The sequence below is a fragment of the Bradyrhizobium sp. 172 genome (assembly GCF_023101065.1).
Taxonomy (GTDB): domain Bacteria; phylum Pseudomonadota; class Alphaproteobacteria; order Rhizobiales; family Xanthobacteraceae; genus Bradyrhizobium; species Bradyrhizobium canariense_D.
This window is the reverse complement of sequence record NZ_CP064701.1, coordinates 2,555,168-2,578,348: the sequence shown is the minus strand read 5'-3', so window position 1 is coordinate 2,578,348 and position 23,181 is coordinate 2,555,168. Positions and strand designations below refer to the sequence as shown.

Annotated in this window: 21 protein-coding genes and 2 pseudogenes; 10 read left to right on the top strand and 13 right to left on the bottom strand. The window is 62.1% G+C overall.

The annotated features are described in order from the left end of the window. Positions 1–8: 8 nt before the first annotated feature. From IVB07_RS12245 to IVB07_RS12230, 4 genes are read left to right on the top strand one after another with little or no spacing between them, the layout of a single operon-like run. Positions 9–1,298 (top strand): acyl-CoA dehydrogenase family protein, encoded by a 1,290-nt coding sequence (locus IVB07_RS12245; RefSeq protein WP_247767672.1) that lies wholly within the window; start codon positions 9–11, stop codon positions 1,296–1,298. 2 nt (positions 1,299–1,300) lie between these two features. Next, positions 1,301–2,824, top strand: a complete 1,524-nt coding sequence (locus IVB07_RS12240) for a long-chain-fatty-acid--CoA ligase (protein ID WP_247767671.1) — start codon at positions 1,301–1,303, stop codon at positions 2,822–2,824. After that, positions 2,821–3,909, top strand: a complete 1,089-nt coding sequence (locus tag IVB07_RS12235; RefSeq protein ID WP_247767670.1) for an NAD/NADP-dependent octopine/nopaline dehydrogenase family protein — start codon at positions 2,821–2,823, stop codon at positions 3,907–3,909. Before IVB07_RS12240 ends, IVB07_RS12235 begins: the two co-directional genes overlap by 4 nt. Before the next feature lie 3 nt (positions 3,910–3,912). Next, positions 3,913–4,905: a 3-hydroxybutyryl-CoA dehydrogenase gene (locus IVB07_RS12230; RefSeq protein ID WP_247767669.1), complete on the top strand. Its 993-nt coding sequence runs from the start codon at positions 3,913–3,915 to the stop codon at positions 4,903–4,905. Here the strand turns inward: IVB07_RS12230 and IVB07_RS12225 are convergent. The 6 genes from IVB07_RS12225 to IVB07_RS12200 form a co-directional block, all read right to left on the bottom strand. After that, entirely contained in the window at positions 4,902–5,948 is a 1,047-nt protein-coding gene (locus IVB07_RS12225) for a peptidase M29 (protein ID WP_247767668.1), read from the bottom strand. The two genes, IVB07_RS12230 and IVB07_RS12225, sit on opposite strands and share 4 nt — an antisense overlap. A 36-nt stretch (positions 5,949–5,984) precedes the next feature. Continuing rightward, positions 5,985–6,752, bottom strand: a complete 768-nt coding sequence (locus IVB07_RS12220; RefSeq protein WP_247361456.1) for an ABC transporter permease subunit — start codon at positions 6,750–6,752, stop codon at positions 5,985–5,987. Next, positions 6,749–7,534 (bottom strand): ABC transporter permease, encoded by a 786-nt coding sequence (locus IVB07_RS12215; RefSeq protein WP_247361454.1) that lies wholly within the window; start codon positions 7,532–7,534, stop codon positions 6,749–6,751. The genes IVB07_RS12220 and IVB07_RS12215 overlap by 4 nt, the downstream gene beginning before the upstream one ends. Next, on the bottom strand, positions 7,531–8,376 hold the full coding sequence (locus IVB07_RS12210; protein WP_247767667.1) for an ABC transporter ATP-binding protein: 846 nt from the start codon (positions 8,374–8,376) through the stop codon (positions 7,531–7,533). The genes IVB07_RS12215 and IVB07_RS12210 overlap by 4 nt, the downstream gene beginning before the upstream one ends. A 121-nt stretch (positions 8,377–8,497) precedes the next feature. Beyond that, complete coding sequence (ilvD, locus tag IVB07_RS12205; protein WP_247767666.1) at positions 8,498–10,192, bottom strand: dihydroxy-acid dehydratase; 1,695 nt, start codon at positions 10,190–10,192, stop codon at positions 8,498–8,500. 80 nt (positions 10,193–10,272) lie between these two features. Then, positions 10,273–11,256: an ABC transporter substrate-binding protein gene (locus IVB07_RS12200; protein WP_247767665.1), complete on the bottom strand. Its 984-nt coding sequence runs from the start codon at positions 11,254–11,256 to the stop codon at positions 10,273–10,275. 173 nt (positions 11,257–11,429) lie between these two features. Here IVB07_RS12200 and IVB07_RS12195 point away from each other — a divergent pair, with 173 nt between their 5' ends. Next, a complete protein-coding gene (locus IVB07_RS12195; protein ID WP_247767664.1) occupies positions 11,430–12,356 on the top strand; it encodes an NAD(P)-dependent oxidoreductase in 927 nt (308 codons plus the stop codon). 16 nt (positions 12,357–12,372) lie between these two features. On the opposite strand, the gene IVB07_RS12190 is transcribed toward IVB07_RS12195, so the two are convergent. From IVB07_RS12190 to IVB07_RS12170, 5 genes and pseudogenes are all read right to left on the bottom strand, one after another. Continuing rightward, positions 12,373–12,924 carry a flavin reductase family protein gene (locus IVB07_RS12190; protein WP_247767663.1) on the bottom strand — a complete coding sequence of 184 codons (552 nt, stop codon included), beginning with the start codon at positions 12,922–12,924 and terminating at the stop codon, positions 12,373–12,375. A gap of 9 nt (positions 12,925–12,933) precedes the next feature. Further along, positions 12,934–14,163 carry an acyl-CoA dehydrogenase family protein gene (locus IVB07_RS12185; protein ID WP_247767662.1) on the bottom strand — a complete coding sequence of 410 codons (1,230 nt, stop codon included), beginning with the start codon at positions 14,161–14,163 and terminating at the stop codon, positions 12,934–12,936. 185 nt (positions 14,164–14,348) lie between these two features. After that, positions 14,349–15,617, bottom strand: coding sequence for a CoA transferase (locus IVB07_RS12180; RefSeq protein WP_247361441.1), 1,269 nt, complete (start codon positions 15,615–15,617; stop codon positions 14,349–14,351). Positions 15,618–15,851: 234 nt separating this feature from the next. Further along, positions 15,852–16,277: pseudogene (locus IVB07_RS12175) on the bottom strand (GNAT family N-acetyltransferase). A gap of 62 nt (positions 16,278–16,339) precedes the next feature. Next, the gene (locus IVB07_RS12170; protein ID WP_085384722.1) at positions 16,340–16,639 is read right to left on the bottom strand and encodes a hypothetical protein; all 300 of its coding nucleotides are present in this window, start codon (positions 16,637–16,639) and stop codon (positions 16,340–16,342) included. A gap of 352 nt (positions 16,640–16,991) precedes the next feature. Here IVB07_RS12170 and IVB07_RS12165 point away from each other — a divergent pair, with 352 nt between their 5' ends. The 3 genes from IVB07_RS12165 (at position 16,992) to IVB07_RS12155 (ending at position 19,401) form a co-directional block, all read left to right on the top strand. Then, positions 16,992–17,192, top strand: coding sequence for a hypothetical protein (locus tag IVB07_RS12165; protein ID WP_247361438.1), 201 nt, complete (start codon positions 16,992–16,994; stop codon positions 17,190–17,192). An 81-nt stretch (positions 17,193–17,273) separates the two neighbouring features. Further along, on the top strand, positions 17,274–17,618 hold the full coding sequence (locus IVB07_RS12160) for a response regulator (protein WP_085384639.1): 345 nt from the start codon (positions 17,274–17,276) through the stop codon (positions 17,616–17,618). Positions 17,619–17,862: 244 nt separating this feature from the next. Beyond that, positions 17,863–19,401, top strand: coding sequence for an FAD-dependent monooxygenase (locus IVB07_RS12155; protein ID WP_247767661.1), 1,539 nt, complete (start codon positions 17,863–17,865; stop codon positions 19,399–19,401). Positions 19,402–19,662: 261 nt separating this feature from the next. Here IVB07_RS12155 and IVB07_RS12150 read toward each other — a convergent pair. Then, positions 19,663–20,145, bottom strand: a pseudogene (locus IVB07_RS12150) (transposase); the annotation flags it as partial. Between the two features lie 591 nt (positions 20,146–20,736). Here IVB07_RS12150 and IVB07_RS12145 point away from each other — a divergent pair. Continuing rightward, a complete protein-coding gene (locus IVB07_RS12145) occupies positions 20,737–21,855 on the top strand; it encodes an acyltransferase (RefSeq protein WP_247767660.1) in 1,119 nt (372 codons plus the stop codon). 367 nt (positions 21,856–22,222) lie between these two features. Here IVB07_RS12145 and IVB07_RS12140 read toward each other — a convergent pair whose 3' ends face one another. Next, the gene (locus IVB07_RS12140) at positions 22,223–22,537 is read right to left on the bottom strand and encodes a hypothetical protein (protein ID WP_247767659.1); all 315 of its coding nucleotides are present in this window, start codon (positions 22,535–22,537) and stop codon (positions 22,223–22,225) included. Between the two features lie 38 nt (positions 22,538–22,575). Here IVB07_RS12140 and IVB07_RS12135 point away from each other — a divergent pair, with 38 nt between their 5' ends. Then, the gene (locus tag IVB07_RS12135) at positions 22,576–23,013 is read left to right on the top strand and encodes a hypothetical protein (protein WP_247361429.1); all 438 of its coding nucleotides are present in this window, start codon (positions 22,576–22,578) and stop codon (positions 23,011–23,013) included. Positions 23,014–23,181: the final 168 nt, after the last annotated feature.

Sequence of the window (23,181 nt, the reverse complement as noted above, 5' to 3'; positions counted from 1 at the left end):
ACTGCGCCATGACCATGCAAGTCAGCAAGACCATCGGCGCGAGTGACAAGGTCGCGCTGGATGCACCGATCTTCGATCCCGTCGCATTCCGACTGAGCGACGAGCAGGCCGGCATCATCGCCCGGGCGCGCGAGATCGGCCAGAGCGTGTTCGCCGACCGCGCCGCGACTTACGATCGCGCGGCGATTTTCCCGTCCGAGAATTATCGCGACCTGCATCGCGTCGGCCTGCTCGGTATTGCCGTGCCCAAGAAGCATGGCGGCCTCGGAGCGAATTATCAAACCTACGCCCTCGCGGCAGCCGAAATCGGCCGCTATTGCGGCGCGACTGCGCTCACGTGGAACATGCATGTCTGCTCGACGCTGTGGTCGGGCCCGCTCGCCGACGATCTCGACATGGATGCAGAGACCCGGAACGAGCACGAGGGGCGGCGTGCAGTCCACTACAAGCGCATCGTCGAGGACGGCGCGATCTATTCGCAGCCCTTCTCTGAGGGCGGCGCGGCAGCGGCAGGCGGGGTCGCTTTCGGCACGGAAGCAAGGCCGGTCGAGGGCGGCTGGATCGTCAACGGCAAGAAGATCTTTGCATCACTCTCCGGCCATGCGGACTATTACGGCGTTCTCTGCACCGAGATCGAGGAAGGCGAGAAGGCTTCGCGCCGCAACACGCTTTACCTCGCCATCCCTGCAAAATCGGAAGGCATTTCGGTCGTCGGCGACTGGGATCCGCTCGGCATGCGCGGAACGGTCTCGCGCACGCTGCTGTTCAAGGACGTGTTCGTGCCGGCAGATTCGGCGCTGATGCCGCGGGGCGTCTATTTCCAGGCCGCGATGCGCTGGCCGCACATGTTCCTGACGCTGTCGCCGACCTATATGGGCCTTGCGCAAGCCGCCTATGACTTCACCGTGCGATATTTGCGCGGCGAAGTACCGGGCATGCCGCCGGTTAAGCGCAGGATGTATCCGACCAAGCAGATTGCGGTCGCGCAGATGCAGATCAAGCTCGAGCAGATCAAGGCAATCTGGTTCCAGGCGGTCACCGAGGCGCGCGCCAACCCGAGCAAGGAGCAGGTGCTGCGCGCCTATGCCGCGCAATATTCGGTGATGGAGGGCGCCAATGAGCTCGCCGCGCTCGCGATCCGCACCTGTGGCGGTCAGGCTATGCTGCGCTCGCTGCCGCTCGAGCGGATCTATCGCGACAGCCGCTGCGGCTCGCTGATGTTGCCCTGGACAGCCGAGCTCTGCCTCGACCGGATCGGGCGCGAGGCACTGTACGAGGCCGGCGAAACGGACGACTGACGGTGGACCTCTGTAGTCTGATCGATCGCAACGCGGCGTTCGCGCCAGACAAGACAGCCATCGCCTTCGAAGGCGAACGGTTGAGCTATGCAGCGTTCGCTGCACGGATCGAACGAACGGCGGCGACATTGAAGCAGGAGCTCGGCGTCGCCCGGGGCGACCGCGTGGCCATCCTCGGTCTGAACCGGCCGGACTATCTGGTTCTGCTCTATGCCTGCGCGCGACTCGGCGCGATGCTGGTGCCCCTGAACTGGCGGCTGGCTGTCGCCGAGCAGCTTTTCATCCTCAATGATGCCGGCGCCAAGGTCCTGGTGCTCGAGCAGGCATTTGAGGGAATTCTTGCCGAACTCGAGGGCACTGCAATTGTCGGGCTCGATTTCGAACCGCCTCACGGCACGACGTTCGAAAACCTGTTGGCTCGGAGCCGGGGCACCGGCCGCAACCCGCACACCGATCTCTCCTGCCCGCTCCTCATTGTCTACACATCGGGAACGACCGGACGACCGAAAGGCGCGGTGCTGCGCCAGGAGGCGTTGTTCTGGAACGGCGTCATGAGCCAACACATGCACAACATGACGTCTGACGACCATGTGCTGACGCTGCTGCCGTTCTTCCACGTCGGTGGCCTCAACATCCAGACCACGGCGGCGCTCCAGCTGGGCGCGATGGTCACGGTTCACGCACGCTTCACGCCGGACACCGCGCTTGCAGCCATCGAACGGGAGCGGCCGACCTTGACCGTGATGGTGCCGGCGATCATCCAGGCCGTAAGCGAGCATCCCGCCTGGACCACGACCGACCTTTCGTCACTCAAAGCCGTCGCGACCGGCTCGACCATCGTGCCGCCGCATCTGATCGACCGTTTCGTCGCGCGTGGCGTCCCGGTGCTCCAGGTCTACGGCTCGACGGAAACATGCCCCATTGCAGTCTACACCCGGCTTGGTGGCGATCTCTCGCGCGCGGGCTCGACCGGACTTGCCGGCCTGTGCTGCGAAGCGAAAGTGATTGATCAGGCCGGCAACGAGGTGCCGGCGGGCGCACCGGGCGAGATCGCGGTGCGCGGCCCGAACGTGTTCTTCGAATATTGGGGCAATGCGGACGCCACGCGCGATGCGCTGCACGACGGCTGGTATCGTACCGGCGATATCGGCCTGTGCGACGCGGACGGCTATTTCTGGGTGCGCGACCGCAAGAAGAACATGATCATTTCCGGCGGCGAGAACATCTATCCGGCGGAGGTCGAACGCGTCCTGCTCGAACATCCCGATGTCAGCGAATGCGCCGTGATCGGCCGGCCCGATCCACGCTGGGACGAGGTGCCTATCGCCTATGTGATCCCGCGATCCGGCGGTCGACTGGAAGCAGACGCGTTGAAAGTGCATCTCCAGGCCCAGCTCGCCCGCTACAAGGTTCCGCGCGACATCATTTTCGTCACGGACCTGCCGCGCACAGCGCTCGGCAAGGTCCAGCATTTCCTGCTGAAACAGCTTGATGCGCAATCGCGCACGCAAGGAGAAGCATCTTGAAGATTGCGGTTCTGGGGGGAGGAAACGGCTCTTTCGCGGCCGCGGGGGATTTTGCGCTGTCGGGACATGAGGTCCGGCTCTGGCGCCGCGACGCGGATCAGGTCGCAGCACATCGCGCCGCCGGCTCGCGCGTCCTGGTGAAAGATCATAACGGCCGTCATAACGTGAAATTAGCGCTGGTGACGACCGGCATCGCCGAGGCCGTCAACGGTGCAGAGCTGATCCTGTGCCCTGCCCCCGCCTTCGCGCAGACTGATATCGCACGCCTGCTTGCTCCACATCTGCGGGATGGACAGGTCGTGTTTCTGCCGCCGGCGACCTTCGGCTCGATGATCTTCGCCCAGGCTGCGCGGGATGCGGGCAACCACGCCAAGGCGAGCTTTGCCGAAACCGGGACCTTGCCCTGGCTAACCCGCAAGCACGGCGCGTTCGAGGTCGCGATCACCATCCGCGCCAAGCGACTGCCGGTCGGCATTTTCCCGCTCGATCAGGCGCCGCGCGCACTTGAGGTGATCGGACAGGCTTTCCCCGGCGCAATCGAGCCGTGCGGAGACGCTCTTTCGGGGGCGCTGATGAACGCAGGTCCGATTATCCATCCGCCGCTGATCGTCATGAATGCAGGCCCGATCGAGCATTTCGAAAAGTGGGACATCCACAAGGAAGGAACGCAAGCCGCGATTCGCCAGGTCACCGACGCGCTCGACGGCGAACGGATTGCCGTGCGTGAGGCGCTCGGATATGGCGCACCGCATTTTCCGCTCGCCCATCATTATGCCAAGGAAGGCGAGATCTGGATGTATGGCCGCGGCTCACATGATCGACTGACCGATTCCGGCGACTGGCGCGAGCGGATCGTTCTGACCGAGCATCGCTACATGAGAGAAGATTTGCGGCTTGGGCTATCGCTGCTGGTCTCTGTCGCCGGCCTCGCGGGCGTGGCTACGCCGCTGGCGAAGGCATTCCTGGCCATTGGCGGCGCAATCTGCGGTGAGGATTTTACGCAAGGCGGCCGAACCCTCGAGACGCTGGGCCTCGGCAATCTCGACAAGGCCGGTTTGCAGACGCTTCTTCGCAAGGGATTTTGACCGATGACCAACCGAGCCACAATCGCCTGTCTCGGGGCCGGCCGCATGGGCCGCGGCATCGCCGTCGCGTTCGCCTACGCCGGGCATACGGTCACAATGATCGACATCAAGGCCCGTTCAGCCGAAGATTTCGCCAGGCTGGAGGCAGATGCGCTCGGCGAAATCAGCAAGACCTTTGCCAGCTTGGCGAAGCTGGGGCTACTGACCGAGGCGGATGTCGATCCGCTGATTGCGCGGGTCTCGGTGGTGCCCGCCAGCCAGAGCGCGGCGGCACTGTCCGATGCGGGAATAGTCTTCGAAGGGGTCCCCGAAGTCGTCGCGCTCAAGCGGAATGTGCTGGGGGCCGCCTCAAAGCAAGTCGGGCCCAATACCATCATCGCATCAACGACGTCGACCATCCTTGTCGACGATCTCTCGGGCGCGATCGTGAATCCTCGCCGCTTCCTCAATGTGCACTGGCTCAATCCGGCCTATCTGATCCCGCTGGTGGAGGTTTCGCCCGGTAACGCCACCGACCCCGCCATCATCGAGGAGGTCAAGGCGCTGCTCGAAGGCATCGGCAAGGTGCCGGTGGTCTGCGCAGCCACACCCGGCTTCATCGTCCCGCGCATCCAGGCGCTGGCGATGAACGAGGCCGCGCGCATGGTCGAGGAAGGCGTCGCCAGCGCCGAGGAGATCGACAAGGCGATCCGCTTCGGCTTCGGCTTCCGCTACGCCGTGCTAGGGCTGCTCGAATTCATCGACTGGGGTGGCGGCGACATCCTCTACTATGCCAGCCGCTATCTCGAAGGCGCGCTCGGCAGCGACCGCTATCGTGCACCGGAGGTCATTTCGCGGAACATGCACGAGGGCCGGATCGGCCTGCGCACGGGCGCAGGCTTTCTGGATTATTCAGGCATGGACGTCGACGCCTATCGGACAAAACGGCTTCAGGCCATGGTCGACCTGCTCCGTCACTTTGACCTGGCTCGTCCGCCCGTGCTCGATCGGAACTAGCCGAAGACGTCCTGCAGCACCCCGTCACGCACCACCGCGACGCCATCGAGCTCAATCGTCGTCCCCATCATCGGCAGATCGAAATGGCCGGCCGTGTAGCGGCCGGCGAATTCGTTGGCACCGGTCGAGAACAGGAAGTTGCCGGAGACGGCACGAATTTCGGTGCCGTTGGTGTCGCGCTGGTCATACATCGACAGCGCCTCGTAGCGCGCACCCGGATTCATGCCGAACCCGACATGCGAGACCGCATAGGCTTCCCGATCGCCCCAGGCGGCAAGATAGGCACGCATCATTGCGGCATCAGTGCCCTCGCCTTCCAGTTCGACAACATAATCGTCCTTCAGTGTCATCTTCACCGGCGATGTCAGGTAACGCTTGAAGGTCAGGTTGATGTCGCCGGGCGCCATCACCAGCGTGCCATTGATCGTTCCGCTCTTGGGGAAGCTGACGACGATGCCTCCAGGCCAATGCGCCAGCGTACCGGGCTTGTCCGTCCACCCCCACACGCCGACCGTGGACGCGCCGACCATATCGACGTCGAGCGCCGTGCCGGCCTTTGAAGTCACCCGCATCCGCTTGGTCCCGCGCAGCATCTTCGCCGCCGCGCGAACGCGCTTCTCGAGTGCGGGATCCGGCACCATCCGCTCCAGCGCTTCGGGATGCTCGTTGGAGATCACCAGGATGCGCGCGCCGGCTTTGAGGATCTCGGGTGTCTCCACCGCATGCATCAGGCCCTCGATGGTGCAATCCACCACAAAGCCGGCCTGTTGAAGCGCCGTGATGACCGGGCCGAGCCGCTGGATCGCCTCGCTCGCCCCTGTCGAGCGAACCGGAACGATATTCCGGTTACGCGGGGTCGGCATGACCACGTGAAACGGTCGCGCGCCCAGGCGCAGCAGCGCGAGCTCCGCCAGGTGAACATTCAACGCACGTGACTGGGTTTCCGAGAGGATCGCCGCGGTATCGCCGGCCTTGACGGCGCATCGCTCAAAAATCTCGCAAAATGCGTCGATCCATTTTGCCTCAATGCGATCAGCCAGCATGGCCTACTCCCGTCTTTCTGTTTCTTCTTCGTCAGTTCATGCTTCGGGGAAACCCCGCAGCAGATACGCGCGCACTGCCCCCAGCAGACCATTGAGGATCAGGCCCAACAGCGAGATCGTGATCAGCGGCACGAACATGTCGACGGCCTGAAAGGTCCGGGCCGCCGTGACGAGCACATGTCCGAGCCCGTCGCTCGACGTGATCATCTCCGCCAGAAACACCACGATGCAGGAAATGACAAGGCCGATCCGGCAACCGGTCAGGATCGACGGCATCGCGGCCGGCAGCACCACTTTGAACAGGATCTGATAGCGCGGCGTTCCCGCCGCCATGGCCGACCAGATCAGCTTCTGCTCCACCGTTGAAGCGCCGTAATAAGTAGACAACAAAATGGGAAAGAGTGCATCCGCCGCGACCAGGGTGATCTTCGATCCGTGACCGAAGCCGAGCAGCAGCAGCAATGCTGGATACAGCGCGACCTTGGGCAACGGCGCGAGCACGCGCACGATCGGCCGGACCACGGCGTTGATAGCCGGACTGGCGGCGGCCGCGATGCCGAAGCTGACACCGAGCACGACCGCAATCGCGAAGCCGGCAAACAACCGGATCAGGGTCGCCGCGATCTCCTGCTGAAACGACCATGTCACGAGTTGCTGCAGCAACCTGCCGAAGACATATCCCGGCGGCGGCAGCAACACCGCAGGCGCAAAGCCAAATGACACAAGGCCCTGCCACAGCGCGATCACCAGCACAATCGGCGCGAGCCCAAGGATGATGCTGGTGGAGCGAAGCTGCGGCATCATGAGAAGCTCAGCGGCATATCGAACTGCGGTTCGGACCAGCGCACCAGCCTTGCGCGGACCCGCTCGAAGATTGCATCCAGGCAGATTCCCATCGCGCCGACGATGATGATCATCGCAAAGACGGTGTCGTATTGGCCCATGTCGAGTGCATTGAACAGGATGTTGCCGGCGCCGGACTGACGCGCGATCATCTCGCTGGTGATCATCGTGATCAGCGCCAGCACGAGTCCGGTGCGGCAACCGGTCAGAATTTCCGGCAGCGCCGCCGGCAGTACGATCCGGACCAGCCGTTGCGCAGGCGAAAGCCCCATCGCCGCGCCCGACCATAGCATCTTCTCTTCCACCGCCTTGGCGCCCTCGAAGCTGTGATAGATCACGGGCAGGCTGACGCCGAGGAAGATCACCAGCGTCTTCGTGATGTCACCAACGCCGAGCCACAGCATGATGATCGGCATCAAGGCGGCCTTCGGCACCGGATAGATCACCATCAGGAGCGGATTGAAGAAGGCCGCGACGGCCCGGCTGCGGCCCATCAACAGGCCGAGCGGGATCGAAACCGATACCGCTATGCCAAACCCGACCGCCATGCGGCGGAGCGAGGCCAGGATGTTGATCAGCGCTTCCTTGTCTCCGAGGATGTCCGGGATTGCGCGGATTGCCTCGATCGCCGTCGGAAAGCTGTCGTTCTTTAGCGCGAGTGATGCAACCTGCCATGCCGCAAGAAGCCCGATGCAGGCAAACACCGGGGCGGTACGCTTGGCCAGGGCCGTCAGCGATGTCATGACGCTGATCCCGTATCTTCGACCTCGTCGAACATCCGCTCGATGTCGACAACGTATTTCTGGTAGCGAGTGTCGAGCAGCAGCTCGCTGCGGCGGCGCGGCCGCGGCAGATCGATGTCGATGACCTCGCGGATGCGGCCGGGCGATTTCGACATCATCACGACCTTGTCCGACAGGAAAACCGCTTCGTCCACAGAATGCGTGACGAACAGCACCGTCTTGCGATCACGCTCCCAGATGTTCAACAGATCGTTCTGCAGCCGCGTTCGCGTGTGAGCATCGAGCGCGCCGAACGGCTCGTCCATCAACAGAACCTCAGGATGGTAAGCCAGCGTCCGAGCCAGCGCCACGCGCTGCTTCATGCCGCCGGACAGCTCCTTGGGATAGAAGTTCTCATAGCCCTTGAGCCCGACCATTTCGATCAAGGCTCGGCTCTGTGCTTCCGCCTCGGTGGTGCGCACGCCCTGCTGGCGCGGGCCATACATCACATTGCCCAGCACGGTCTTCCACGGAAACAACGCGAACTCCTGGAATACCGGACCGCGATCCGGCCCTGGTCCCGTGATTATCCGTCCCCTGATCTTTGCTGAGCCGCTGGTTGGGCTGACGAAGCCGCCGACGACGTAAAGCAATGTCGACTTGCCGCAGCCGGATGGACCAAGGATGGAGACGAAGGCTCCCTCCTCGATCGCCAGCGAGATGTCCGATAGCGCCACATGGTCCTTGCGCGCCGAGGTCTGAAATACCTGAGAGACGCTCTCGATCTCGATGATTGCAGAAGCCGGCTTTTGCGGCGTCACCGGTCTCACCCATTCGCTCGATCTCGAAGGCACTACCTTCATCCCGTCTCACTTCATTCGCGCGAACCCTGCGCAACAGGCTTGCTGAACATCCTCCGTCAGCGATGCGAGCTTAGCAAGAAACTTGCCGGACCAGTGGCTGTTTCGGGCCAGGTGCGCCGCGTCATCCGAACCAGGGCCATTCTGCGGGCCCCTCATGGGTGACGGCCCCGCCCGGTGCCTGGCCAACCAATCGCGCATATTTCGCGAGCGCACCGGCACGGTGACGAGGCGGAGGCGGCTCCCAATCGTGTCGGCGAGCAGTGAGTTCCTGCTCGTCGACCAGCATATCCATCCGCCGGTTCGCGGCATCAATCCGGATCCTGTCGCCATCGCGTACCAGCGCCAGCGGACCGCCGACGAAGGCCTCCGGAGACACATAGCCGATGCACATTCCGCGGGTGGCGCCGGAGAACCGCCCATCCGTGATCAGGGCCACCTTCTCGCCCATGCCCTGGCCATAGATCAGCGCGGTAACGCCGAGCATTTCGCGCATGCCGGGACCGCCCACCGGCCCTTCATTGCGGATCACGAGAACCTCGCCCGCCTGATAGGTGCGATCACGAACCGCCGCGACGCAGGCCTCCTCGTCTTCGAAAACGCGCGCCACGCCTTCAAAGAATTGGTTCTTAAGGCCCGCGACCTTGATCACCGCACCATCGGGACAGAGGTTTCCCTTCAGCACGGCCACACCACCATCTGGCATGATCGGGGCACGAGCCGCGTAAACAACATCTCCGTCAGGTGCGTTGGCGGCGCCATATTCTTCGGCAAGTGTACGGCCCGTGATCGACAGGCAATTGCCATCGATATGCCCGCTCTGGATCAGCTCCCGGATCACCACGGCAGCGCCGCCGATGTCGTAGACATCCTTCGCCGTAAATTTGCCTCCCGGCCGCAGGTTTCCGATCAGCGGCGTCCTGGCAAAAACCTCGCCGACATCATCGATCGTGAATGCGATCCCGGCCTCGTTCGCGATCGCCGGCAGATGCAGCGCAGCATTGGTCGAACCGCCCGTGGCAGCCACGATCGCCGCACCGTTTTCCAGGGATTTCCGCGTCACGACGTCGCGCGGCAACGGCCCGCCGCGCTCCAGCATCTCCATGATGAGGCGCCCGGCCCGCCTGGATATCTGCGCGCGCTCGGCATAGACACCCGGCACCATCGACACGTTGGGAATGGTGAGACCCATCGCCTCCGAGACCATCCCCATGGTGTTGGCAGTGAATTGGCCCGCACACGCGCCGATGGTCGGCAGGCAGGCGCGTTCGATCCGTTCGAGCGTGGCACCGTCGATCTCTCCGGTCATGAAGCTGCCGACAGCCTCATAGGAGTCGAGCACGGTCAGGGTCCGCCCGTCGACGCGGCCCGGCAGCGCGCTGCCGCCATAGATGAAAATGGCCGGCACGTTGCACCGGACCATGCCCATCATCACGCCGGGAAGCGTCTTGTCACATCCGCCGTAGCCTATCAATGCATCGTAGGCGAGACCATGGACGACGGCTTCGATCGAGTCGGCAATCAGCTCCCGCGAAAACAGGGAGAACTTCATCCCCTCGTGATTCATGCTGATACCGTCGGAAACCGACACGGTCGAAAATTCGCGCGGCGTGCCGCCGGCCTCCTCGATTCCGGTCTTGGCCGCTGCGACCTGAAAGTCGTGCGTCATGTTGCAGGGCGTCTGTTCGCCCTTCATGCTGACGACGCCTACCATCGGCTTGGCAATCGCAGCGTCGTCGAGCCCCATCGCACGCATGAATGCACGGTGCGGAGCCCGGTCGAGGCCATCCGTCGTGATCCGAGATCGGAGCTTCATCATACGCGCATCTTCTTCATGCAACGTCCCGGATCATCCTGGACGCCGCGACCTTCTCGCTTGGTTCAGTCGCCCCGATCGCCTTATTGAAGCGGAGCGACAATCGTCGAATGCTTGAATTGGGCGACATCCAATTTTGGCAGCATCCCTGTCTCCGCGTAGATGTCCAGCATCTTCTGGATCGCGGGAAAATTCGGTGCCGCCCCCGGATCGCGGCCGAAATCATTGTCCTTGAGCAGATAGGTCTCGAGAACCGGAATAGGTGCTTTCAGGACCTCGTTGACGACCTTCAACGTCTCTTCGCGGTTCGCCAGCGCTTTCTTCATGCCGGAAGTAATGTCACGCACGTAAGCCTTGACCAGTTCCGGGTTCTTGTGGACGAAATCGGCACGGCAGGCTTCCAGGATGTGCACGATGTTCGGCATCGCCTGCGACAGCGAGAACAGTTTGCGCGTGCCGCCCTTTGCCTCCGCACGCGCGGCAAACGGCTGGTTCATGTTGACCGCATCGACGCGGCCCTGCCGCAACGCATCTTCGGAGACGGCAAAGCCGACCTCGACCAGCTTGATGTCCTTGGCCGGATCGATGCCATTCTGCTTCAGCAACAGATTGAACGGGCCCTGGGTGCCGCCGCCGATCACGGAGATCCCGACCGTCTTGCCCTTGAGATCGGCGATCGTCTTGATCGGGGAGTCGTCCATGACAGCCCAGTAGACCGAGAAACCACCGGCCTTCTCGAAGACATGCTGCGCCACGATGTAGGCCTTGAGGTTGCCGCCAACCACACCGTTGGCGAGCGACAGCGGCGCCTGCGTCGCGCAATCCAGCGCGCCCGCCGCCAATGCCTGCGTCATCGGAGCGGTACCCTGAAACTGGGTCCATTCGATGTTGTAGGTCTTGCCGAGATTGGGAAACTCAGCCGGGCGGCGCATCATCCAGTATTTGGATTCCTCGGCCGGAATCGTCCAGCCGACGCGAATTGTCTGCTGTGCCCATGACGAGCCTGCGCTCGCGCTCACGGCGGCTGCCGCCCCCAAAGCCAGGATCCACTTCGAAACGGTTCGCATCGTGCCCACTCCGCTGCCCAGGCGCCGACCGGCGCCATCCAACCCGACCGCGGCAAATGTTTCATGGTTCAAACAATCAAGCAAGCCATGCAGGCCGGGCGGTTTCGTCGTGGGATACGCCATGTATGGTAGCGCAGCGTCGCGCGGTCGCGGAGGGACAGATGAGGCAACCTATGGCTGAAGGAAGCAAGACAGACCCGCAAGGCGTCGAGCGGCTCGGCTATCTCGGCCTTGGACTGATGGGGACACCTATGAGCCGGCGCCTGCTCAAGGCCGGCCATCAGATCACTGTCTGGAACCGTTCGGAAGGGAAAATGGCCGCACTCGTGGAGGCCGGTGCCAGGCGCGCAGCCACCCCCCGCGACTTGATGGAGAGCTCGGACATCGTCTTCATGTGCGTGACGGATGCGGCTGCCGTGGAAGAGGTGATCTTCGGGCCCGAGAGCATCTCAACTGCGCCCGGCGCGGGCAAGCTCGTGGTCGACTTCTCGTCGATCCATCCTGACGCCGCACGAGACCTTGCAACGCGATTGTTAGCAGCGAACGGCGCGGGCTGGATCGATGCGCCGGTGTCCGGTGGTACCAAGGGGGCCGAGGAAGGCACGCTTGCCATCATGGCCGGCGGAAAAGCCAGCGATATCGAGCGGGTCCGCCCCTACGTGCTCGCCATGGCACGCAGGTTCACCCACATGGGCCCGACCGGCGCCGGCCAGACCACAAAGCTATGCAACCAGGTGATCGTCGGATGCGCGATGGCCGTTCTTGCGGAGGCAACACGCCTTGCCGTGAACGCCGGAATCGATGCCAACCGATTGCCCGAAGCACTCGCCGGCGGCTTTGCTGACTCCATTCCGTTGCAGCTGTTCGTTCCGCGGATGGTCCAGGGCATTCACTCACCCCCGCTTGGTCACATCGCTACAATGCTCAAGGACCTCGATACCGTCGCCGATGTCGCGCAGACGACGTCGACCCCGGTGCCCATGGCCTCGCTTGCCGGACAACTTTTCAGGCTCGCCAAGGCCGCGCGAGGCGCGGACGCGGATGCGCTCGAAATCTACAAGCTTTCGGCGGGGCACGCCGAACCGTCGACCGCGAGCTGAAGCACGCTTGGAGTGACTACTTGCGCTCGTCGGCAAGAAATCGGCCAAACGCACCTCGCGCGAAGAGCAGCGGCTCCTTCGCATTGTAAGTATAAGCCTCGACCGCACCGAGAAAGATCACGTGGTCGCCGCCGTAATAGCGATTGACCGAGCGGCATTGAAAATTGGCGACGCTCTCGGCGAGCACCGGCGCGTTGCCGAGGCCCGGCGTCCAGTCGACACCGGTGAACTTGTCATCCGACGACTTGGCAAATTTGCTCGCAAGCGCCTGTTGCGAAACGCCAAGAACGTTGACGGTGAAATGACTGGCATTCTGGAAGATGGTCAAGCTGGAGGAATAGACGACCAGGCTCCAAAGAACCAGCGGAGGATTCAGCGAGACCGAGGCAAACGAATTGCACGTCAGGCCATAGGGCTTGCCGTCAGGAGCCGCGGCTGTGATGATCGTCACTCCCGTGGCGTAGGTGCCTAGCGCACTGCGGAAATCACGGGGATCGATCGGCGAGCTGTCGCTTGCGAGTTCGTTGGCCGGATCGGGAACGGCCGGCTGCTTCGGCAGATCATTCATCGGCCGGCCTCACAGCGTGAGATTCTCGGACGGCAGGCCCAACGCCACGCGTCCATAATTGGTCCCGGCCGCATCGAAATTGAACGCGAGATGCGAATTGATCGCGTGCGCATCGCGGAACTGCCGCTGCAAGGCGCCCGTCGTGAACAGGCCCCGTGCTCCGCTCGCGGCAAACAGCATCGACACCGCATCCGTGCAGAAGTTTACTGAAAAAGCGCCGTCGCGCCGATATCGGGTCTTGGTCGCCATATCGGGGATATGACCCCGCCTTGCATCCTCCATGGCATTCAGACAGGCCGAGCGCATGATCAGGCGTGCAGCGTCGATCTTCGCCGAGGCCTCGGCGATCTTGATCTGGGTGCTTTGAAAGTCGCTCAGCCTGGCGTGGTTGTAGGTGGAAATGCGATGACGGACGACCTCCGCATAATCGTCGAGACACGCCTGCGCGTTTCCCAGCGCGACGCCAGAGAGGACGTAGGGAAATAGCGAGAACACCGGGAGAGCATACAACGGGTTGGGATTGAGCTTGCTTCCCGGCGTCGGCCCACCGTCAAGATCGCCGACCGCAACCGTCATGTCCTCAGGCACGAAAGCGTCCCTGACCTCCACGTCGCAAGACCCTGTCCCGCGCAGCCCCGCGACATTCCAGGTGTCGAGAACCTTGTAGTCGGCTTTCGGCAGCAGAAATATCCGATACTCGATGCCGTCTGCCTCATCGTCGGAGTAGACGACGCTTGCAAGCATGTTCCACGCGCAGGAGGCAACGCCCGAGGAGAACGGCCAGCTGCCGTGGAGCCGGTATCCGCCCTCGACTCGCGTGGCACGTCCGGCCGGAAAAATGAACGAGGACGCGATCAGCGTGTCCGGATCACGACTCCAGACCAGATCCTGCGCCGTCGGTTCGAACATGCCGAGCATCCAGTGATGGCTCGCCAGATTGGCCAGATTCCAGGCCACCGAGGCGTCTGCTTGTCCGAGCAGGTCCGCGCAATCGATCAAGGCGACATAATCGAGCTCGGCGCCGCCAATGCGCCTAGGCTGAAGCATCCGGAACAGGCCGGCGTCGTGCAGATCCTTCTCCGTTTCCGGCGGCAGATGCCGCAACTCCTCTGTCCGGGCCGCTCGCTCGCGCAGCCGTGGGACGAGCGCCCGGGCCTTCGCGATCATTGCCGCATGGGCAGGTTCATCGGATTGCGCCGCTGCGGGCCGGCCCACGCTCCGCTCTTGACCAGGCGCCATTCGTATCCCTCGCTTTCATGCATTTATGCGGCGAGACCCTTGCCAAATCAAGCCGGGGCAGCGCTGTCTGAGTATGGCCGTCCTGAACAGGCGCGGGAAGGATGCGATACAGCGAAGGTGGCGGCATTGCCAAGCGATGGTCCGCCAGCCGCGCGAGGCCTGGCCTGTAGGATCGCCCTTCAGGCTCAGCCCGACGTCGAGGGTTTGCCCGACCCGAAAACGCCCTTTTGGGTGAACTGCGATATCCGACGCTCGTCGTAACCGAGCGTATCGCGCAAGACCTGCTCCGTGTGCTCGCCCAGCAACGGAGCAGCCACAGGATCAACCGGGCCGGTCAAGCTCATGGCAATCGGCGGCTCGATGTTCGGGACCCACCCCGCCGTACGATGCGGAATCCGGTTCAAGCGATGGCGCTCTCGCGCCTCCGGTGCATTGAACCCCTCCTCGACCGTTCGGAGATAGCCGACCGGAATATTGGCCAGCTTCATCTTGGTCATCCAGTTCTCGAGAGTATCGCTCGCAAAGACCTCCGCGATGGCTGCTCGCAAAAGCTCCTTGTGCTCGGAGCGGGCTTTGCGCGTTGCAAACTGCGGATCGGTGATGAGATCGGGCCTGTTCAGCACTTCAACCACCAGCCGGCGATAGAGCCGGTCGTTCGCGCAGGCCATGTAAAGCGGTCCATCGGAGGCCTCGTACACGCCGACGGTAGGTGAGCCACTCGGCGAATTACCAAACCGACCGGGATTTTCGCCGTTGATCAGATAGGCCATGCCATAGAAACCGGTCATGCCCATCGCGACGTCGAACAGGGCGACCTCGACATGCTGGCCGCGACCGAGCCGATCCCGCGCCAACAGCGCCATCAGGATGGCGTTGCAGGCAGACATCCCCGTCGCCATGTCCACGATGGGCGGTCCGGTGCGAACCGCCGGGCCATCGGCAAATCCGTTGAGCGACATGAAGCCGCTTTCCGCCTGCGTGATCGGATCAAAGCCGGGACGCGATGCAAACGGCCCGGTGCGCCCGTAGGCGGAGATCGAGCAATAGACCAGCCGCGGATTGAGCGGCGCAACAGTTTCATAGTCCAGGCCAAATTTCTTCATGACTCCGCTGGAGAAGTTCTCGACGACCACGTCGGCCTGGCGAATCAAATCCAGCGCGATCTCACGAGCCTCCGGCACGGTAAGGTCGAGCGTGATGCCACGCTTGTTGCGATTGAGGCTCAGATAGGCAGCACTCTCTCCACCGATCTCGGCGTGTTCATACGCACGCGTGTCATCGCCTCCGTCTGGATTCTCGATCTTGATGACGTGCGCGCCGAAATCAGCAAGCGTCTGCGTACAGGCCGGGCCGGCAACCACACGCGTGAAATCGACGACCAGCAGACCATCGAGCGCGGTAGGCGCGCCCGTCGCCCGCGACGAACGTTCCGGCAATTGAGGCTTGGTGGGCATCGACGGCGCTCCCTTACATCGGCTTATCGTTGCCGAATTTTCCGCAGGAGCAAACTTAAAGCCCGGCACCGCGGACTTCGCAAGTCCTTCGCCCGCATCGCTTCAATACGCAAACAGGGCCGGCAGCTGTCAAGCTGCCGGGCCTTGAACGTTCCGTGTTTCGCTTCATCTCGCGCGAACCATTTTTGCGTTGCGTGAATCGCGTTCCGCACCACGGGAAACTTGGCTCCTCGTTCAGCGAAGCCGCTTTCGCCAGTACCGTATGCGGCCAAGCCCAGGGCACATGGGGTTCGAAGAGCCGATAGCCCGCCCGGATGAATTATTGGCAGACACCGGATTGTCCGTCGTATCCGGGACGATGCTGTCCCGTCCAGTACGCCGTGCCCTTGCCTCGATCACCCGCATCAGCCTGCACTGGAGGTCACGTCCCCGGTGCCGCTGCAACACACCGACTCTGGAGAAATAACCGCCATTTCGAATGTGCGTTGACGGCACGATACCGGCGAAGGCTACTGGCTCAGCGCCGTGATAGGCAAGCCACCACGCCCCTAACTTGAATTGTGGCAAGGGAGCCGCATTGAAGTACGTCAACCGGTGAAGGTCAACCAATGTATCGGCGATGTCGCCATCGGATGCATCGACGATGCGAATTCTGTGCATGAGACGGTCCGTTGGGTAAGGACGACGTGAGTGGAATGCAGCAATGTCGTCGCGGCTGAGGCTCACTTGCCGAGCACGACCTTGACGCTTAGCCCAACCACACCCATCAGACCGGTGGCGATCACCGTAATCACGGCCTTGAGCGTGTAGCTCTGCGCCTGCTCGACGCTCGTTCGCCATCGGCGCAGATGCTGAAAATCCGCCCTTAGCTCCTTTCGATCGTCATTATCAATTCCGAAAGACGCCAGCACCGATGCCACCGTCCGCAATACGATGGCATCAAAGTTCGCCTGCTGAAGCCTATGTTGCTCAGCCAGCATCTCGGCAACCATCGCCCTGACTTCATCATCTGTCATCTTCACCGCTTGATGATCCTTTCAAAGTTCTCGAAGCCGCGCGTAGCGAAGTAGGAGACAACCAGATTGGCTCCGGAGACCGCAGCGGCGCGAGCACTGGCCCAGCGCCGTGGGCCGGCACGTTCGCGCGTACGCGGCCAGCAATGGTACGGCCGGCGGCGCACCAGGTTCGACGAGTGCGTGGCCGCAACGCGCCGCGGCCGTCCGATCTCGATCGAGACGAAAAAACCCGCGGCGGAAGCTTTCCGCGCGGGTGAACCAAACTCGTTTCGATGATGCCATTCTGCCAGTGTTTTCGCAGACGTGTCAAACGAACGAATTCGCTTAAGCCGCGTTAGGCGATCAGGAGGGCCGGCAGATGACACTCAAGACGACCTCACAAAACACGTCGCCAAATCTTCCTGGACGAAAGCCGCGCAGCGACAAGGAGCGGGACACGCAGGAAGCCGTCGTTGAGGACGCCGGCGACATGGAGGACAAGGACTGCGATCTCGTGAATGGCGAGGGCGGCCCCATCGACCTTCCCACCAAGCCCGGCGATTTGTCGAAGGACGATTAGGCCGCTCCGCAGACGGGGCGCATCTCGCCGGAACTTACGCCACGGCGGCCGCGTTTATTCCTTCAGAAGGAACGTTGTGCGATGAGCCATACCGTACTGGTTGTTGACGACGATCCCAGCGTGCTCGACGTCATCGTTGACATGCTGGAAGATCTCGGCTGCGAAGTCATCAGCGCCCGGAGCGGCCACGATGCGCTCGACCGGCTCAAGCAGAACCAGGATATCTCCATCCTCATTACCGACATCAACATGCCTGGCATGGACGGTCATGAACTGGCCGAGCGGGCCAGGCGAGACCGCCCGGAACTGAAGATCCTGCAATTGTCCGGGCGTGAACCCCGGCGCGACGGCCTTCCCATGATCAGAAAGCCGTTTTCGTTCGAGGAACTCGCCAGCACCATGCAGCGGACCACCGGCATCTGCTGAAGGTCGCAAGCCCAGAAAACGCAAAACAAAACCCGCAGCGGATCGCGTCCGCGCGGGTTGAACCAAACTCTTTTTCGATGATGGCATTATGCCGGTGTTTTGCCCGACGTGTCAACGCGGCGAACGCGGACAAAGGATTCTCTCTCCCCACTCAGATATGTGGTGTGCAACGGGCTTGCTTCAAGCCCCCGACCCTGCCGTAGAACCCTCGACCCGAACACCATTCAACACCAAGGGTCATCACATGCCTGTACTGCTTCCGACGTCCCGGACGCGCGGCCACGCCAAAGGGGCTGGCGCCCGCCACGCGCAAGACCAAGTGAAAGACCACGCGGTGGTGATCGCCGGCGCTGGCCCGACCGGCTTGATGCTGGCCGCGGAGCTCGCGCTCGCGCGTGTCGACGTCGCCGTGGTCGAACGGCGCGCCGACCAGGAGCTAACAGGCACGCGCGCCGGCGGCTTGCACGCGCGCAGCATCGAGATCCTCGACCAGCGCGGCGTCGCGGATCGCTTCCTGCGCGAAGGACAGATCACCCAGCTCGCTGGCTTCGCCTGGACCAGGCTCGACATCAGCGACCTCCCCACCCGCCACGCTTACGGGCTCGCCCTGCGGCAGAGCCACATCGAGCGCATCCTGGCTGACTGGGTCAGCGAGCTCGCGGTGCCGATCTATCGCAACCGCGAGGTGACGGGTTTTGCGCAGGACGAGACCGGCATCGACGTGACGCTCTCCGGCGGCGAGACCTTGCGCGCAAACTATCTGGTCGGCTGTGACGGCGGCCGCAGCCTGGTGCGCAAGGCCGCCGGCATCGACTTCATCGGCACAGGTCCGACGCTGAGCAACCTCATGGCCGAAGTCGAGATGCGAGTGGAGCCAGAATGGGGCCTGCGCCACGACGCGCTCGGCTTTCACGGCCTCAGCAAGACCGCGAGTGGGCGCGTGCTGGTGGTCGTGACCGAAGCGACGCTCGATCGCACGGGCGCGCCCGGCCCCCGCGATCTCAGCGAAGCCCTCGTCGCCGTATACGGCACCGACTTCGGGCTCCAAAACCCGTCCTGGATCTCCCGCTTCACCGATGCGGCACGGCAGGCCGCGTCCTATCGCAGCGGACGCGTGCTGCTCGCCGGCGATGCCGCGCATATCCATCACTCCGTCGGCGGACAAGGCCTCAACACCGGCGTGCAGGACGCCGTCAATCTCGGCTGGAAGCTCGCGCAAGTGGTCAAGGGCCTATCGCCCGAAACCCTGCTCGACACCTACCATGCCGAGCGCCATCCCGTCGGCGCGCGGACCTTGCGCAACACCATGGCGCAAATCGCCTTGCTCCGCCGCGGCGAGGACGGCCTCAAGGCCGCGCGTGAGGTCGTCTCCGAACTGCTCGGCATGGACGAGCCGCGTAAGCGTTTTGGCGCGATGATGAGCGGGCTCGACGTGCACTATGATCTCGGCAAAGGACACGCACTGCTCGGGCGCCGCATCCCCGATCTCGATTTGACAGTCGAAGGGCGTCCGCTGCGACTATTCACGCTGCTGCACGACGCGCGGGGCTTGCTGTTCAATTTTGGCGAGAAGAATAGCTTCGATACCGCACCATGGGCTGATCGCATCAAAACAGTGGATGTCGAACACGACGGCGCCTGGGAGCTTCCGAACATCGGACAAGTCGCAGTACCAAGCGCCGTGCTGGTGCGGCCGGACGGGCACGTGGCCTGGGTGAGAGATCAAAGTCATCACGGACTTGCGGACGCGCTGACGAGGTGGTTCGGGGCGCCTGCGGCGTAACGAGAAGCAGTGCACCCGCCGCCGAAACAAACAGCCCGCGGTTCGCCGCAGGCTGTTGAGTATCAGGTTTTTGCAACCCGACTCAAGATTCGGATGTTGCGCCGCTCGTCGGCTTCCGGTGCGGCTGCGTTTCCGGGCAAGCCAAATTCCAGAGCCGGCCTTTCCGATTCATATGCTAGCCCATCGGCGATCCATTGTGGCCATCCGGTGCCCCTACCTGCTTCAACGCGATTTAGACGCCCTTTCGCTTCCGTGCTCATGCCTCTTCATCTTGGCCCCTGCGAGGTTTTTGTCCCGCGAATTGACGGCCTTGAATTTTGGCCCGTCGATGGCGATGCCCGCCGCACTGAACAGCTCAAGCTTTCGGCACAACGCTACGAACTCGCGACAGACCTCACGAATGGCCTTGCCATTGTCCTTGCGGAACTTAAAGATCGTCTTGAAATCCGGCGCCAGCTGGCCAGTCAACCAGATCATCTCGATATTGCGCTGGCATTCCCGCTCCAAGCGTCAGCTCGACGGAACCTAATTAAGATAGCCGTAGATGTAAGCTTGAGCATCGTACCCGGGTGATGGCTGGGTCGGCCCATGGCTGGACGCCGATGAACCCGAGCTTGCCGAGATCTAGACTCTCGACGAACACGTCGACCGCCGCACTGGATTATCCACGGTCACATAGTCATCGAGCGATGCCGGAAACAGCATGCTTTGCTCGCGATCTGCCCTTTTAACAAAGCGCTTCATTGAGCAGACATACGCGGTAGCTCGCCGATGGCCCCTGAGATCACGCGAACGGCCTTGCGACCGGCGCGGCCTTTAATCCATACGAGGAGGCGCAACTAATGCTCACCGGCGACCAAGCAGTCAACGCATCTTCCACGGGCGCATTCGGCGACCAGAGGACCATGAAGGCGGCCCAATGCGAACTCGCGTCCCTGCGGCCGGCCACTTTAAACGATCATCAGTTCCACTAAGGCTTTGCTAACCAAACAATCCATTCTGAGAGAAATTGCCCATGGCAGACCGCTCCTTATGAAACTGGAAGGATTGCTCGTCTAGGTTGATCACAAAAATGAAGTCGCAGCGCCTTCAAAGACCTCAACAGCAAAAGCGATCGCGTGAAAAACGACACTATCGGCACGTCGGCCGATCCCGGCCTCTGCATCAGGCCTAACGAGACGTTGCCCACGAACTCGGCGTGCCGCTTTGCTTCTCGACGGCGAAGTTGATAGTTCGCAGGGCTGACGAGTCCGAGATTGTCATCTATCGGAACGCCGCACTCCAGGCTCAGACCGAAGACTTGGTCCTAGCATATCTGGTCAATTTAGACCGAGCATGGTTCGTGATTTCATGAAATCCAGCAGTGGCTTATATTTTTCTCGCCTCGATCACATAAGAGCTCTGGCGGCCTACCTCGTTTTCGTGTGGCACTTCACCCATTTAACTACTCAATTTCCGGTGCCGTTCTCGACCGTGCCGCCGTTCCCTTTCGCGCTGGTGGAAGAGGGCCACGTTGGCGTTGGGCTCTTCATGACACTGAGTGGCTACCTATTCGCCAAGCTGGTCAACGGGCAAGCGATCAACTATCCCGCGTTTCTTTGGAGTCGAGCAGTAAGATTAGTACCTCTGCTCGCCGGGTCTTTGGCCGCTTGGTATATTCTTAGCAAGCTTCACGTTGGGTCTCCAATTTACTTTAATCAGATCTGGCGCGGAGTCCTGTTGCCGACATTGCCGAACGGAGCGTGGTCAATCACGGTCGAATTTCACTTCTACCTGCTGTTCCCGTACCTACTTGCGCTGAGCAACCGCTTTGGGCCTTGTGCCCTACTCATCGGCATCTGTCTAAGCCTCTGCCTGCGTGCGCTCCTCTGGGTAAAATACGGAGAGGTCCAGCTCGTGGCGTATTGGACCATTGTCGGGGCGATCGACCAATTTCTTATGGGCATGTTCTTCGCAACGGCTGGACTTGGCGTAAAGGCACGTCGCATCTTGGCTTTCACGTGTGGGCTGCTGTTCCTGGTCTTCTGGCAAATATTCGATGCCAAGGGCGGCTTCTTCAACCTCGATGGGGCCTATCCGTCTCCCTCAGCATTGTGGATAATAATACCGTCGGCGCAGGCCGTCGCCTTTGGCAGTTTCGTGGCGTGGTACGACAACTCAGGAATAAGCGTTCCTCCAAAGGTTGATCTCTGCCTTCGCAAGGTCGGAGAGTGGTCATATTCGATTTATCTCCTGCATTTTTTCCTGCGCGAAGTCTCGATACCCCTCATCGAAGACCGTGCCGGCCAAGACGCCAATTTTTGGTGGGCACTCCCAGCTGCGAGCGTGCTTTTCGCGGCATTCGCACCGTTGGCGGGGCTGTCATTCGAGTTCTTCGAGAAACCGCTTCTACGACTGCGGAAGGCCTACATCGTGCGATCTAAAACGGGTTCGGCGGCGCCGCATACGCATTGAAATCCTGTCCGCTACCTCAGGGGCAGCTATGTCTGAGGTCTGCTATGGGTCCGCCCTTAACGGACTCCAGCCGGCGGCGGTGGCCTGCCTCCGCCTCATTGAGCCTGGGAGATCGTGCGTTTCCTGGGCCAGCCGATCAAAGCGGGCGGCACACCAAATCCGCTGATGACCAGGATTATCGCCCAGTTTCGCGGGATGTAGCCTTCGAAGACAAGTATTATCCTCGACTGAAGTTGCAGACTAGTGGTTCCTGGCGCTTTCGTCGACCCGATGGCCGCGGTGCGGGCCTATCTCGAGGCGGAAAGGTCTCCTGAGTTCACAAACGAAGTGCAACACTTCCATCTGGAGGTGTTGCCATGGGGCGGACTTACAAACAGCTCTCCTTGACGATCGATGCGAGATTGCCCGCCTTTCGGCCAATGGCAGCTCGGTCTTCCGCGAAGTCGATTGACACGGCCCCGTCGGCGCCCAGTCCCACAGATCCGTCGCGCGGATCGCGAAGCCCGATCGTGGCCGCCGGCGTCGACGAGGCGGCCTTCTCCGGACATTCGATGCGCGCCGGTTTCATCACGTCGTCGTTGGATAATCGCGTCGATCCGCTGCTGGTCAGAAGTAAGTCCGGCCCAAGAAACTCAAAACGCTGGTGATCTACGACCGCCGCGACAACGAGCTCGAAGATCATTTCGGCGGTGACTTCCTCTAATCCCACGAGAGGCAACCATGAACGCGAAGACGAACGCCAAGCCTCCGGAGATGCGGGCCGATCAGGCGCCGCCGGCAGACGCAAGCGAGGCTGTGACCGAGCTGGGCGGCGTCGAACTCAACGACCGCAAGCGCCCGCGCATAGGCGAGATCAGGGCGGCCGAGGCCGCGTTCCTCGATCTGATCGCCTTTCTCGCGCCCAATGGCAACCCGATCCGCGAGCTCGACCTTTCCAAGACCAAGGTCGAAGAAGCCGCCATGTGGGCGTCAAGGGTGTGGTCGCGCAGTAAAGGGTTCGCACCCGTCTGTTCTGGAGGCATCATGTCAAACCTCTATCGATCTGGTATCTCCGCTTCGGCGAGCTTCCTTCGCCAGCATTCCACTCCTTTCAGGGCAGTCGCTGCTACCCACTCTCAGGGGAAGAGCACTGCAAGAACGCCGTCGACGAAGGCCTGACACTCAGCGTGCGTTTTGAAGGCGCCCTTGTACTTGCCGAACAGGAAAACCGTTCGGCCGTGTCCCTTTCCGAAGAAGTATTGGCCCACGTGCTGGCCGCTACCATCCTTGAGTTCAAGGGTTAGGAGGCTCTGGGCTGATTTGAGGTCCGTTTCGGGTAGCTTAATC